The organism is Staphylococcus sp. FSL K6-0223, from assembly GCF_038008285.1.
The window spans coordinates 2207374-2221758 of the sequence record NZ_JBBOYX010000001.1 but is presented as its reverse complement, the minus strand read 5'-3'; the positions used below and the strand labels follow the sequence as shown (position 1 = coordinate 2221758).

The 14385-nt window shown below is 33.7% G+C and carries 14 protein-coding genes and 2 pseudogenes; 10 read left to right on the top strand and 6 right to left on the bottom strand.

Annotated elements, in window-relative coordinates:
• Positions 1-36: 36 nt before the first annotated feature.
• Both MHI13_RS11025 and MHI13_RS11020 read left to right on the top strand, forming a co-directional pair.
• Positions 37-359 (top strand): annotated as a pseudogene (locus MHI13_RS11025) (MFS transporter); the annotation flags it as partial.
• 33 nt (positions 360-392) lie between these two features.
• Positions 393-503: pseudogene (locus MHI13_RS11020) on the top strand (GNAT family N-acetyltransferase); the annotation flags it as partial.
• Between the two features lie 109 nt (positions 504-612).
• On the opposite strand, the gene MHI13_RS11015 reads toward MHI13_RS11020, so the two are convergent.
• From MHI13_RS11015 to MHI13_RS10995, 5 genes are all read right to left on the bottom strand, one after another.
• Positions 613-1359, bottom strand: coding sequence for a cyclase family protein (locus tag MHI13_RS11015; RefSeq protein ID WP_054105615.1), 747 nt, complete (start codon positions 1357-1359; stop codon positions 613-615).
• 78 nt (positions 1360-1437) lie between these two features.
• A complete protein-coding gene (gene metE / locus MHI13_RS11010) occupies positions 1438-3684 on the bottom strand; it encodes a 5-methyltetrahydropteroyltriglutamate--homocysteine S-methyltransferase (RefSeq protein WP_054105614.1) in 2247 nt (748 codons plus the stop codon).
• Positions 3681-5519, bottom strand: coding sequence for a bifunctional homocysteine S-methyltransferase/methylenetetrahydrofolate reductase (locus tag MHI13_RS11005; protein WP_054105613.1), 1839 nt, complete (start codon positions 5517-5519; stop codon positions 3681-3683). Before MHI13_RS11005 ends, metE begins: the two co-directional genes overlap by 4 nt.
• Entirely contained in the window at positions 5473-6648 is a 1176-nt protein-coding gene (gene metC, locus MHI13_RS11000) for a cystathionine beta-lyase MetC (protein WP_049415065.1), read from the bottom strand. Before metC ends, MHI13_RS11005 begins: the two co-directional genes overlap by 47 nt.
• Entirely contained in the window at positions 6645-7748 is a 1104-nt protein-coding gene (locus MHI13_RS10995; protein ID WP_048762504.1) for a PLP-dependent transferase, read from the bottom strand. Before MHI13_RS10995 ends, metC begins: the two co-directional genes overlap by 4 nt.
• A 683-nt stretch (positions 7749-8431) precedes the next feature.
• Here MHI13_RS10995 and MHI13_RS10990 point away from each other — a divergent pair.
• From MHI13_RS10990 to ychF, 4 genes are all read left to right on the top strand, one after another.
• Entirely contained in the window at positions 8432-9256 is an 825-nt protein-coding gene (locus tag MHI13_RS10990) for a ParB/RepB/Spo0J family partition protein (protein WP_017175669.1), read from the top strand.
• 129 nt (positions 9257-9385) lie between these two features.
• Entirely contained in the window at positions 9386-10264 is an 879-nt protein-coding gene (locus tag MHI13_RS10985; protein WP_049379440.1) for a mechanosensitive ion channel family protein, read from the top strand.
• 20 nt (positions 10265-10284) lie between these two features.
• The gene (locus tag MHI13_RS10980) at positions 10285-10488 is read left to right on the top strand and encodes a DUF951 domain-containing protein (protein WP_048762499.1); all 204 of its coding nucleotides are present in this window, start codon (positions 10285-10287) and stop codon (positions 10486-10488) included.
• 11 nt (positions 10489-10499) lie between these two features.
• Positions 10500-11597, top strand: coding sequence for a redox-regulated ATPase YchF (gene ychF, locus MHI13_RS10975; RefSeq protein WP_002447976.1), 1098 nt, complete (start codon positions 10500-10502; stop codon positions 11595-11597).
• 68 nt (positions 11598-11665) lie between these two features.
• Here ychF and MHI13_RS10970 read toward each other — a convergent pair whose 3' ends face one another.
• Positions 11666-11857 carry a hypothetical protein gene (locus MHI13_RS10970; protein ID WP_048762495.1) on the bottom strand — a complete coding sequence of 64 codons (192 nt, stop codon included), beginning with the start codon at positions 11855-11857 and terminating at the stop codon, positions 11666-11668.
• A 248-nt stretch (positions 11858-12105) separates the two neighbouring features.
• Between MHI13_RS10970 and rpsF the strand changes: the two genes are divergently transcribed.
• The 4 genes from rpsF (at position 12106) to MHI13_RS10950 (ending at position 14350) form a co-directional block, all read left to right on the top strand.
• Positions 12106-12402 (top strand): 30S ribosomal protein S6, encoded by a 297-nt coding sequence (gene rpsF, locus MHI13_RS10965; protein ID WP_002447961.1) that lies wholly within the window; start codon positions 12106-12108, stop codon positions 12400-12402.
• A gap of 21 nt (positions 12403-12423) precedes the next feature.
• The gene (ssb, locus tag MHI13_RS10960) at positions 12424-12939 is read left to right on the top strand and encodes a single-stranded DNA-binding protein (protein ID WP_002447969.1); all 516 of its coding nucleotides are present in this window, start codon (positions 12424-12426) and stop codon (positions 12937-12939) included.
• Between the two features lie 41 nt (positions 12940-12980).
• Positions 12981-13223 (top strand): 30S ribosomal protein S18, encoded by a 243-nt coding sequence (rpsR, locus tag MHI13_RS10955; RefSeq protein ID WP_002447994.1) that lies wholly within the window; start codon positions 12981-12983, stop codon positions 13221-13223.
• A gap of 182 nt (positions 13224-13405) precedes the next feature.
• Positions 13406-14350, top strand: coding sequence for a hypothetical protein (locus tag MHI13_RS10950; protein WP_048762530.1), 945 nt, complete (start codon positions 13406-13408; stop codon positions 14348-14350).
• The last annotated feature ends 35 nt before the right edge of the window (positions 14351-14385 follow it).

Below are 14385 nucleotides of genomic sequence, written 5' to 3'. Positions count from 1 at the left end.
AATCACAAATAAGCAAAGGGAGAAAGTGGAATTATTGTGACTAATGATTTAACTAAACAAAATCGTCAGCTTTTAGGATTACCTAGAGTATTAATTGGGGTTATGTAGCGGTAGCTATATTTATAACAGGTGATAGATTTGAACAAGCATTTTTGTCTAAGTATATTGTCGGGCTTGGATATAGTGATTCACAAGCAGGTAGAGTTATAGCTATATATGGATTAATAGTAGCACTGGCTTCATGGATGTCTGGAGTACTAGCAGAAGTATTTAGTCCACGTCGACTGATGACTTTAGCATTTATAATATGGATTATTTTTCATGTTGGATTTTTAACTTTAGGTTTAGCTCAACAAAATTAAGCAATGATGATAATTATGTATGGTATTCGTGGATTCACACAAGAGGGTATATTGAGAAGTGATGAACGTGTACAAGGGAAATCCTCAGATAGTTATGTGTATAGTGTGTTGAGAGAAGAATATGAAAATGAATATAAATAACAACACATCCTGATACTTCGTCTTGCTCAAGTACTTTAGTATCAGGATGTTATATATTATATAGGAAAGTGATAAATTTGATCGCTCATTATCAACATATCACTTATATTTAAGATGGTTTGATAGCAAATGCACGGACAGGGAAACCTGGCGCATCTTTCGGTTTGGGACTAATTGCATAAATGACTGCGCCACGCGTAGGCAATTGGTCTAGGTTTGTTAAGAGTTCAAGTTGGAAGGTATCTTGTCCAAGTATATAACGTTCTCCAACAATATCGCCATTTTTAGCTGTATCTACTGATGCATCTGTATCGAATGTTTCATGACCAATCGATTTTACACCGCGTTCTTCAATTAAGAATTTTAAAGCATCTAGTCCCCAACCTGGTAAATGTTGGTTACCATCAGCATCTCTATTTTCGAATTGTTCAATATTTGGCCAACGTTTTGACCAATCTGTACGTAAAGCAACAAAGGTACCTTCTTCAATGCGCCCATTCTCCGCTTCCCACTGTTCTAAATGTTGGCGTGTCACGATAAAGTCATCATTATTTTTTACTTCTTTTGAATAATCTAACACGATAAGTGGTAAGACTAATTCTTTTAAATCAAGATCCTCAAGATAACGTTTATTCTCTACAAAATGTATCGGTGCGTCAATGTGTGTGCCGTATTGTGTAACGATATTCCAACGTTGTACATAAAAGCCATGTTCTTTGACTGTAAATAATGTGGATACTTGGCCTTTTTCAAATTCACTAAATCGTGGAATGTCTGGATCGAAAGTATGGGTTAAATCTACCCATTCTGCTGTTTTTAATTGTTGTAATTGGTCCCACAATGGATAATTTGTCATATGTTTCACCTCGAAAGTCTAATATAAGAATAAAAGAGGGAGAAAACTCAATTTCTCCCTCACATGTTTATCTTTATCTTATGCGACAGGTTTATTTTTTTCTTCACGTTTTTTACGAACAGTATTTACAAGTACTGTTAAGGCATCTTTCACTTCGTCTTCTTTACGTGTTTTTAGACCACAGTCAGGGTTAACCCAGAATAAAGAACGGTCAATTTGTTGTAAAGAACGATCAATTGCTGTTGCAATTTCTTCTTCAGTAGGAATACGTGGACTATGAATATCATATACACCTAATCCAATACCTAAATCATAGTTAATATCTTCAAAGTCTTTGATTAAATCACCATGGCTACGTGATGTTTCAATTGAAATAACATCTGCATCTAAGTCATGAATTGCATGAATGATTTGACCAAATTGAGAATAACACATATGCGTATGAATTTGTGTTTCATCTTGGACTGAAGATGTTGCAAGTTTAAATGAATTTACCGCATCAGCAAGGTATTGTTCATGGTATTCAGAACGTAATGGTAAACCTTCACGTAATGCTGGTTCATCTACTTGAATGACGCTAATACCTGCTTCTTCAAGTGCTAATACTTCTTCGTCAATAGCTAAGGCAATTTGATCTTGAACGACTTTACGAGGAACATCTACACGTTCGAATGACCAGTTTAAGATAGTGACTGGACCAGTTAACATACCTTTAACAGGTTTATCAGTTAAGCTTTGTGCATAAACAGTTTCTTTAACTGTTAAAGGTGCAGTCCATTTTACATCTCCATAAATGACTGGTGGTTTTACAGCACGTGAACCATAAGATTGAACCCATCCAAATTTTGTGACTAAGAAACCTTGAAGTTTTTCACCGAAGAATTCAACCATGTCATTACGTTCGAATTCACCGTGTACAAGTACATCTAAGCCAATCTCTTCTTGGATTTTAATCCAACGTGCGATTTCATTTTCTAAGAAGTTGTTATATTCTTCGTCTGAAATTCGATTATTTTTCCAGTCTGCACGGTATTTACGTACTTCTCTTGTTTGAGGGAATGAGCCGATCGTTGTTGTTGGTAAATCTGGTAAATGTAAACGAGCGTCTTGTGCTTTTTTACGGTCTTTAAAATCAGATTTACGACTGGTTGGTACGCTATCAAAATCATATTCAAGGTTTTTGAATGATTGACTTTGGAATCGTTCATAGCGTGCTTTTAACTCATCATATTTTTTATTATCATTATTATTAAATAATCGACGTAATGCATCTAACTCATCTAATTTTTCAGTAGCAAAGCTTAAGCCTTCTTCAATTGATGTATCTAATGTTTCATCATCTAATGATACCGGAACGTGTAATAATGAAGAGGAAGGTTGAATTACAATTGCTTTAGTATAAGGTTGTAAAGTTTCGATTAATTCTTTTTTCGCTTCAATATCTGCAGCCCAAACATTACGACCGTCAATAATACCAGCATATAATGTTTTAGATTTATCGAAATCTCCTGCTTTAATTTGTTCTAAGTTATAACCGTGATCATGAACAAAATCTAAACCAAGACCAGCCACTGGTAAACGGCTTAAGAATTTTACATTAACACGTTCAAAATAGGTTTGTATGACTAATTTTTCTCCTAAACCAGCATCAGCAAAGTAGTCATAAGCCTCTTTAGTAATATTTTCATAATTTTCACTTTCATCTGTTACAAGAACAGGTTCATCGACTTGAATGTATTCAGCACCTGCATCTACTAAAGATTGTAATACTTCTTTATATAGTGGAAGTAATGTTTGAACTTTTTCTTCAAAAGATTGATTACCACCTTTAGAAAGTTTCACAAAAGTGATTGGACCAACAATGACAGGATGTGCATTTACATTAATTGATTTAGCATAGTTAAAACGGTCTAATAATACATTGCGATTCACCTTAGGTTCAACATTATCCCATTCAGGAACAATATAGTGATAGTTTGTGTTAAACCATTTAATTAATGCACTTGCAACATATTCTTTATTACCACGTGCAATATCAAACAATAAATCATCATCTACTGTACGTCCTTGGAAACGTTCAGGAATAATGTTGAAAAGTAATGATGTATCAAGAATATGGTCATATAATGAGAAATCACCAACAGGTACACTGTCTAAATTATAATTCTTTTGAAGTAATAAATTTTCTTTATGTAAGTCTGTTAATGTTTGATCTAATTCAGTTTTATCGATTTTTTTAGCCCAATAGCTTTCGATTGCTTTTTTCCATTCTCTTTTTCTACCTAATCTTGGGAATCCTAAGTTTGAAGTTTTAATTGTTGTCATAATATTGCCTCCTTGTTTTGGGTAATTGCTTTAGAATATGCTGCGAGCTCTAATGAATAATCAATACGTTGGAAAGGTGTAATGAGATATAAACCATTAAAGTATTCATGTACCGTATCGATTAATTCTTTAGACAGTCTCAAACTTAATTCTTTTGTTTTTTCTTTATCATCTTTTACTGCTTTAAATTGATTTAATACATCTTCTGACATTTTAATTCCAGGCACTTCGTTATGTAAGAAAAGTGCGTTATTGTAGCTTGCAATAGGCATGATACCGATAAAAAGTGGGGTATCAAGATGTTTGGTTGCTTCATATACTTCTTTGATTTTTTCTTTACTATATACAGGTTGGGTAATAAAGTAACTCATGCCTGCCGCTACTTTTTTCTCAAGGCGTTTAACTGCTCCGTCTAATTTACGAACGTTTGGATCGAACGCCCCGGCGATGTTAAAGTTGGTATGTTTCTTCAGCGCATCACCATCAACATTAATACCTTGATTAAATCGTAGTGCAAGTTCTGTTAGACCTTTTGAGTTAACATCATACACATTTGTTGCGCCTGGTAGATGACCTACTTTTGAAGGGTCTCCTGTAATGGCTAAAATTTCACTAACACCGATGAGTGAAAGACCAAGTAGATGAGATTGTAAACCAATTAGATTCCGATCGCGACATGTGATATGAACAAGAGGTTCAATATCATATTGTTGTTTGATTAAACTTGCAGCAGCGATATTGCTGATTCTTACAGTAGCGAGAGAGTTATCTGCGAGTGTTACTGCATCAATATGTGCTTCATCTAGCTTACCTATATTCTCAAAGAACAATTCTGTATCGAGATGTTTTGGAGTGTCTAATTCAACAATCACAGTAGGTCTCTGTTTTACTTTTGATGTTAAATTTTGTTTTAATGTACGTTTTGCATTTGTATTAATTGTTCGATGAATTGGAATAACTTTTTTATTTTTAATCGGTTTTAAATTTTTTACAGATTCTTTAATGTAAGAGATATGTTCCGGTGTAGTACCACAACAACCACCAATTAAACGAACGCCTTCGTTAATTAATTCTTGTGCAACATCACCAAAATATTTAGCATTGTCGCTATATTTAAATTCACTATTTTCAATATCGAGTAGGCTCGCATTAGGATAACATGAGAGATAGGCATGTTCTGGTAGTTCGATATGTGAAAATGAGCGTTGCATGTGATGTGGGCCATGGTGACAATTTAAGCCCACCACATTTGCGCCACATTCAATGAGATGTTTTAACGCCTCGTTAATTTCTGTACCGTCAACGAGATAATTCGTATTGGAAGCGGTCAGTTGTGCGATAATTGGAATATCGTACTTTTGACGTGTCGCTGTTATCACACTCGTTAATTCATCTAAATCGTAGTAGGTTTCAAATAGTAAACCATCTACACCTTCTTCAATTAAAGTATCAATTTGATTGTCTGTATGATATTGAATAGTAGAAAGCGATAAGTCTTCTTGTTTTATTCCCCTGAAGCCACCCACCGTTCCTAAGATAAATGTCTCTTTATTGGCTGCGCGTTTTGCAATTTGTACAGCGGCTTTATGAATTTCTTTTACTTTATGCTCTAAGCCAAATACTTTTAATTTTTCAAAGTTAGCGCCATACGTATTTGTCTGAATGACATCAGCTCCTGCTTCTATATATGAACGATGAATACGTTCAACTTTATTGGGATGTGTAAGATTATATGCTTCAGGACAAGTATCTAGGCCCTCGGAATAGAGGATTGTTCCCATTGCGCCATCAGCTACTAAAACGTTGTTCTTCAAATGATTCAATAATCGACTCATTAAATGCCTCCTTCAATGCGTAGTCAATATCAGCTATGAGTTCTTCAGGTTGTTCAAGACCTACGCTTAGACGGAATAGACCAAATGTAATGCCACGTTCGTTTCTCACTTCTTCTGGAACAGCTGCATGAGACATTGTGGCTGGATGTGAGAGAATCGTTTCTACTCCTCCTAAACTTACCGATACAAGTGGTAAAGTTAGCGCATCTACAAAGGCTTGAGCTTTTGTTTCATCTTTTAGACGAAAGCCAATGACTGCACCGCCACTTTTAGCTTGTGATAAATGTAAATCACTATTTCCCGGATAATATACTTCAGCAACTTCATTTCTTTGACTTAAAAAGTCTACAAGTTTTTCAGCATTCGATGTAGATTGTCTAAAACGAACAGGTAATGTTTTTAAATGTTTGGCTAAAGTCCAACTATCATGTGCAGATAGGGCAGTTCCTGTTCCATTTTGGAGTAGGTAAAGTGCTTCAGCGACGTCTTTGCGATTTGTAATAGCAGCGCCAGCAATAATATCACTATGTCCACCTAAGAATTTTGTTGCAGAATGAACCACTATATCAGCACCAAGTGCAAGTGGAGATTGACCTAATGGAGTCATAAATGTATTATCTACTGCTAAAAGTAAATCATGTTTTTTAGCGATATGAGCAACTGCTTTAATATCAGTGATTTTAAAGCATGGATTTGATGGTGTTTCTATATAAATTAATTTTGTATTAGGTTGAATGGCCTGTTCAATTTCTTCAGGATGAGTCGCATTTACCGTCGTAAATTTAATATTAAAACGATTTAAAATACGTTCAGTTAGTCTAAATGTTCCACCATACACATCATCTGGTAAAATGACATGATCTTCAGCTTGTAATGTGAGTAATACGGCTGATATTGCTGCAATACCTGAAGCATAAGCAAATCCATATTGACCGCCTTCAAGTTTAGCTAATTTTTCTTCTAATAATTGACGATTAGGATTACCACTTCTGGCATAATCAAATTTTGCGTTACCACCAAGTACTTTTTGATGGAAAGTTGAAGAATCATATAATGGTGGGTTTGCTGAATCGTAATCTACACCTCTATGTTCATCAAATATCACTTCTGTTTCTTTAGATAAGCTCATGAAATCACTCCTACTTTAGAATTTTCTAATGCTTGAATAATATCTGCTTCAATATCCTTATAATCTTCAATACCAATGGATAAGCGAATTAAATGTTCATCAATACCTCGTTTGTCTTTTTCATCATCTGGCATGTCGACGTGTGTTTGTGTATATGGGAAAGTAATAAAGGTTTCAGTTCCTCCTAAACTTTCTGCAAAAATACAAATTTCTAAATTTTCTAAAAATTTAGCTACGCTATAAGCCTTATTAAGACGTAAACTTAGCATACCTGTTTTTCCACTATAGAGTACTTCATCAATAGAATCGGATGTTTCACAACGTTTTGCGAGACGACGTGCATTGTCTTGAGATCGTTCTATTCTGAGATGTAGTGTTTTCAAACCTCTTTGAAGCAAGTAACAATCAAGTGGAGACAATGTGGCGCCAATCATATTGTGAAATTGACCTAATTGTTCAGCAAGTGTGTCATCTTTAACTGTCACTACGCCTGCAAGTACATCATTATGACCACCTATATATTTTGTAGCTGAGTGTAAAACAATGTCAGCACCTTGTTCTAAAGGTGTTGATAAGTATGGAGTTAAAAACGTGTTATCAATAATGGTTAATAGATGATGTTTTTTACTCAGAATATAATAGGGTTCTACATCAATTTGAATCATTTGAGGATTCGAAATTGGTTCGATAAAGAGTGCTTTCGTGTGTTTATTTATACTATTTTCGACTTCTTCATAATTTAAAAAATCAACGTATTTAAAATGAATACCGTATTGTTGTTCATAATAATCAAATAATCTAAATGTTCCTCCATATAAATCAAACGCTACTAAAATTTCATCACCAGGTTTAAATAAGTTACAAATAAGTTGAACTGCTGCCATACCACTTGACGTTGCAAATGAAGCTGTACCCCCTTCTAATTTGGCAAATGCTTCTTCAAATGAAGAGCGCGTTGGATTTTTCGTTCGTGTGTAATCATATCCTGTAGACTGACCTAGGTGAGGATGTTGATATGCCGTCGATAAGTAAATTGGATTAGCAATTGCGCCAGTCAAATCCTTTGTTAATGAAATTTGTGCTAATTGAGTATCTTTCATTTCAAATCCTCCTATCATTTTCTAAATAAAAAAAGCTTCCGTCCTTTAAACCCGATATGTATCGGATGTAAAGGACGAAAGCTTGTTTCGTGGTACCACCTTTGTTTGCTACTTTATTGCTAAAGTAACCTCAAACAGTACGCCATCATGTTTTAGGAGTACTTGAAAAAGTGACACACATTATCGTAAAGTATCAGATATATCTGTAATAAAAAAACTCATTTAACTTTTAATGATAAATGAGTATTAACGATAATTTAGTGACGTCGGTGATTCCAGTACGCCATTAAACAATAAATGTTAATACTGTATCGCTATAACGGGCGAACCCGTTGATACCTCATATTGGCATCAACACTCAAAGGCCATTTTCAAACTTTCTTTCAATGTCTCTTCTCAGCTTACAAGACTCTCTGTATCTGCAGTGTAAGTTTTACTTTTCTTATTACCGTGTGTAATTTGTGTTTTTTTAAGTTAATTCATAGCTTACAGACATAAATTACATTTGTCAACAACTTTTCTGAAAATTATGATTAAATAATAAATTCAGAAAGCGGTTGAATGATTGATATATATACTTTCTACCTAGTAAAATTTTTCTTAAAAAAGTTTATAAGACTTGTAGATATAACACGCTTTTTTTAAAATTAAGTAATGACTTTAAAGATAAGGGAGGACTATGAGTGGACCATATTGAAGATCAACGTATTCAATTAAATAATGATGAACACGTACAACATATTAAAATTTCAAGTATTAAAGTTAATCCCTATCAACCTAGAAAAACATTTGATGAGGAGAAACTTCAAGATTTAGCAGATTCTATAACAACTCATGGTATACTTCAACCTATTGTTTTAAGAAAAACGATCAATGGATATTATATCGTTGTAGGAGAACGACGTTTTCGAGCTTCTAAATTAGCTGGGTTAGAGGAAGTTCCTGCAATTGTAAAATCCCTTTCTGATTCTGACATGATGGAATTAGCCATTATAGAAAACTTACAAAGAGAAGATTTGAATGCAATTGAAGAAGCTGAAAGTTATCAACGATTAATGAACGATCTTGGTCTGACACAACAAAAAGTTGCTGAAAGGTTAGGAAAATCACGTCCTTACATTGCTAATATGCTAAGATTACTAAATTTACCCTCTGATATTGCTAAGCTTGTAAGAGAGCATCGCATGTCAGGTGCCCATGGACGTACTTTACTTGCATTAAAAGATGTAAATACGATGAAACGTATAGGTAAACAAGCAATCAAAGAGGGGTGGAGTGTACGTTATTTAGAGAAAGTTGTTTCTGAAATTCAAGACGGTGGGCAGTCTAAAAAAGAAAAATTAAATACTCCAAGTAAACCCAAATTCATACAGAAACAAGAACGTGCGCTTAAGGAAAAATTTGGAACTCATATAGATATATCTGTATCTAAAAATGTTGGGAAAATTGTGTTTGAGTTTAAATCCGAGGCTGAGTTTAGACGTATTATAGATAAACTTAATAAATAGTATCCTATTAATAAAATAAAAAAGAAAATGATAAATCAAAAGACTGATACAATTTTAGAAGAATTTTTGTATAATAAATAAATTGGAATACAAATTTAATGTGGACTAAATAGAAAAGGAGGGGGCTATATGAATCAGTTGAAGAACGTGTTAACATCGCTATTTCAACCATTAACAGAACCCGAGGTATATACAAATTTAGCAACTAAATTAGCAATGGTTATTATTTATATTTTAGTAGGCTTAATTGTAATTGGAATTATTAATAAAGCGATAGAAGAAGCATTTAAATTTCAAAATAAAAGTAATAGAGGAAATAAAAAACGCTCTAAAACGCTCGTGTCCCTTATCAAAAATGTTGTAAGATACATTGTGTGGTTTATCGTACTCACAACAGTATTAAGTAAATTCGGAATTAGCGTAAATGGGATTATCGCCAGTGCCGGTGTTGTAGGTATCGCTGTTGGTTTTGGAGCCCAGACTATAGTCAAAGATATTATTACTGGATTTTTCATTATTTTTGAAAATCAGTTTGATGTAGGTGATTATGTTAAAATTAATAGCGGTGGTACTACAGTTGCTGAAGGAACAGTAAAATCTATAGGATTGAGATCAACGCGTATTAATACCATCACTGGGGAGTTAACTATTTTACCAAATGGTAGTATGGGTGAGATTACTAACTATTCTATTACTAATGGTACGTCAATTGTAGAAATTCCAGTCTCAGTTGATGAAAATTTAGATAAAGTTGAAAAGAAATTAAATAAATTATTTACAGCAATGCGTAGTAAATACTACTTATTCATTACTGATCCAGTCGTTTTAGGAATTGATGGGTTAGATGAAACAAAAGTGATCATAAGAATATCAGCAGAAACTATTCCTGGAGAAGGTGCTTCAGGTTCTAGAATTTTACGCAAAGAAATTCAAAAAATGTTTGTACAAGAAGGTATTAAATTGCCACAACCCATGTACGTAAGAAGTACTGATAAACAAGATGCTTAATAAATGTTGGGGGTAATGTTGTGACACCAAAATATGATATAAATGATATAGTAGAAATGAAAAAACAACATGCTTGTGGAACAAATCGATTTAAAATTATTCGCATGGGTGCGGATATACGAATTAAATGTGAAAATTGTCAAAGAAGTATTATGATTCCACGACAAGTGTTTGATAAAAAAATAAAAAAAATATTAGTATCTCATCAAGATACAGAAAGTTAGGAGAATGATTCATGGCTTTAACAGCAGGTATCGTAGGTTTGCCTAATGTTGGTAAGTCTACTCTATTTAATGCAATTACAAAAGCAGGTGCGCTCGCTGCGAACTATCCTTTCGCTACGATCGATCCGAATGTTGGGATTGTAGAAGTACCAGATACACGTTTAAATAAATTAACAGAAATGGTAGAACCTAAGAAAACGATTCCTACCACTTTCGAATTCACAGATATTGCAGGTATTGTTAAAGGTGCTTCAAAAGGTGAAGGTTTAGGAAATAAATTCTTATCACATATTCGTGAAGTAGACGCTATTTGTCAGGTAGTACGTGCTTTCGATGATGAAAATGTGACACACGTCGCTGGTCGGGTAAATCCCTTAGATGATATTGAAGTCATTAATATGGAACTTGTTTTAGCTGATTTAGAATCAGTAGAGAAACGTTTGCCTCGAATTGAAAAAATGGCACGTCAAAAAGATAAAACAGCAGAAATGGAGTTCCGCATTTTATCTAGAATAAAAGAAGCATTAGAGGAAGGAAATCCAGTTCGTAGTTTAGATTTTAATGAAGAAGATCAAAAATATGTAAATCAAGCTCAATTATTAACATCTAAAAAAATGTTATATATTGCAAACGTTGGCGAAGATGAAATTGGTGACGATGAAAATGATAAAGTGAAAACCATTCGTGAGTACGCAGCTAAAGAAGATTCTGAAGTTATCGTCATTAGTGCAAAAATTGAGGAAGAAATTGCAACACTTGATGATGAAGATAAAGAAATGTTTTTAGAAGACTTAGGTATTGAAGAACCAGGCCTCGATCGTCTTATCAGAACAACATATGATTTGTTAGGATTATCTACTTACTTTACAGCAGGTGTTCAAGAAGTACGTGCTTGGACATTTAGACAAGGGATGACGGCACCACAATGTGCAGGTATCATTCATACAGACTTCGAACGTGGTTTTATTCGTGCCGAAGTAACAAGTTATGACGACTATGTTGAGCATGGTGGCGAGCAAGGTGCGAAAGAAGCAGGTAAACAACGTTTAGAAGGTAAAGATTATATTATGAAAGATGGAGATATTGTTCACTTCCGATTTAATGTATAGGAATATAAAAAGCGCGACCTCTATTTATTATAGACGTCGCGCTTTAGTTATATCATTATGGTTATATCTTAAAAAAACGGTATAATTTTACTTGCTTTAATAATATCTTTGGTGCTAAAAAACTGTTTACCTTCTCCAGTATATGCTGGCTCAAGAATCATATTAGCTTTTGCACAGTATAGCCACTCTGGAGTGATACCGCAATTTAAGATTTCTTGAAACTCTTGAAACTCTTTATTCCAATCTAAATCTAATTGCATAGTTACACCTCAAGGATATTATAGAATGTCAGTTCTCTTTTGAAAAGATATGTTTAAATTTTGAATATAAATTTATAGGGAAAATACGATGAATCCAATCCACTTTCAGATAAAATATTTCAAATAATATTTATTGTAAAAAGTAATCACCTATGCTATAATTCTTGATTGTGAGTAATGAAAATTATTCCTTGCCTATGGATAGGATTCGATAGGCCGCATAGACCACAAGGAGGTGCAATTATAAAATGAGAACATATGAAATTATGTATGTCGTACGTCCTAACATTGAAGAAGATGCTAAAAAAGCAGTTGTTGAACGCTTTAACGGTATCTTAGCTTCAGAAGGATCAGAAGTTTTAGAAGAAAAAGACTGGGGTAAACGCCGTCTTGCTTACGAAATTGAAGATTTCAAAGAAGGCTTCTACTTCATCGTACGCATTAAAACAGATAATAACAGAGCTACAGACGAATTCCAACGTTTAGCTAAAATCAATGACGATATTATCCGTTATATCGTTATCCGTGAAGACCAAGATAAGTAATAATTAAATGGGGGCGTTGAAATGATAAATCGAGTTGTATTAGTAGGTCGTTTAACTAAGGATCCAGAATACAGAAGTACTCCCTCAGGCGTAAGTGTAGCGACATTTACTCTAGCAGTTAACCGTACTTTCACGAATGCTCAAGGGGAACGCGAAGCTGACTTTATTAACGTTGTTGTATTTAGAAGACAAGCAGAAAACGTAAATAACTATCTTTCAAAAGGTAGTTTAGCTGGCGTTGATGGTCGCATACAATCACGCAGTTATGAAAATCAAGAAGGTCGTCGTATATTTGTCACTGAAGTTGTAGCGGATAGTGTTCAATTCCTTGAACCTAAAAATGCACAAGGTGGACAACGTCATCAAGGAAATAATGATTTCCAAGATTATGGCCAAGGATTTGGTGGTTCACAATCAGGACAAAATACATCTTATAATAATAATAACAATCGTGCATCAAACAATAATCAATCAGATAACCCATTTGCAAATGCGAATGGTCCAATTGATATTAGTGATGATGACTTACCATTCTAACGAAAGAATGAGATTAAAAATATAAAAGGAGGTAATTAACCATGGCAGGTGGACCAAGAAGAGGCGGACGTCGTCGTAAAAAAGTATGCTATTTCACAGCAAATGGTATTACACATATTGATTATAAAGACACTGAATTATTAAAACGTTTTATCTCAGAACGCGGTAAAATTTTACCACGTCGTGTAACTGGTACTTCAGCTAAATATCAACGTATGTTGACTACAGCTATTAAACGTGCTCGTCATATGGCTTTATTACCATATGTTAAAGACGAAAACTAATATATAATTAGTGTTAAACCCCGTAAGCTCAAGGCTTGCGGGGTTATTTTTATGTCGAGTAATAAAAAATGAGCAGATTATACATATTAAGTTGATTTTAAAATGTATTGGGTAATATCTTTAAGGGATGCAATATAAAATGTTATCATTAAAAGAGATATACATAAGGAGTTTTGATGATAATGAGAGGAAAATATTTATTAGCAGGTATTGTTGCATCTACTTTACTTTTGGGTGCTTGTGATTTAAATATTCATTTACCAGGCGGAAATAATGATAGTTCAGAGGATAAACAAAAAACTGAGAAGAGTGATAATAAAAACAAAACGCCTAATAATTCAAATAAAAATAATAATACTAATAATGAGAAGAATATAGATTCATCAGATACACAACAAAATGATAATGATGAAAATACTAATTATAATCAAACTGAAGATATTCAACCAAATGATAATAATAGTATTCAGTCATCCGAACAGAATACTCAAAACCAATCTGAAAACGGAATCAATGGAAATAATGAAACGACTACAAATGAAAGTCATTCAACTAGTGACAATCAATCAAACGATTCTTCGAATAAAGAACTTACACCTCAGCAAGCAGAGGATGTTGTCTATGATTGGTATAAAAATCAAGGATTTGGACATCGTTTAAGAAATGAATTTAATTACAATCCTAGTAAAAGTACTGACGATATGTATTATATAGATTATGCAGCAAGTGACGCTTATGGTACTGGTACACCTTATGTAGCTATTGTAGATAAACATACAGGTAGTATTGTTGATAATTATAATAATATGACAGATGAAGAAAAAGCTAAAAGAAAACAAATGAATGAAAGTAAATTAGAACAAAGTAACCGACAACGAAATAATGATGTACAAAATAATGAAACAAAGAATAATAATGAAACGCAACATACATCATCTAATGAAGAAAATCAAAATAGCGCGCAATCTGAAACTCAAAATGATGTCCAGACATCGAATCAATCCGAGAACAATCATTCAACTTCAACAGACGCTTCTACACAAACTAAAGAAGAACCCACAACTTCTCAAATGGATCGTAATGAACAAGCACAACCAAATCATCAAAGTACAAATACCGAAGAATAAAAACAAAGGAACAAGACATTATATTCAACATGAAT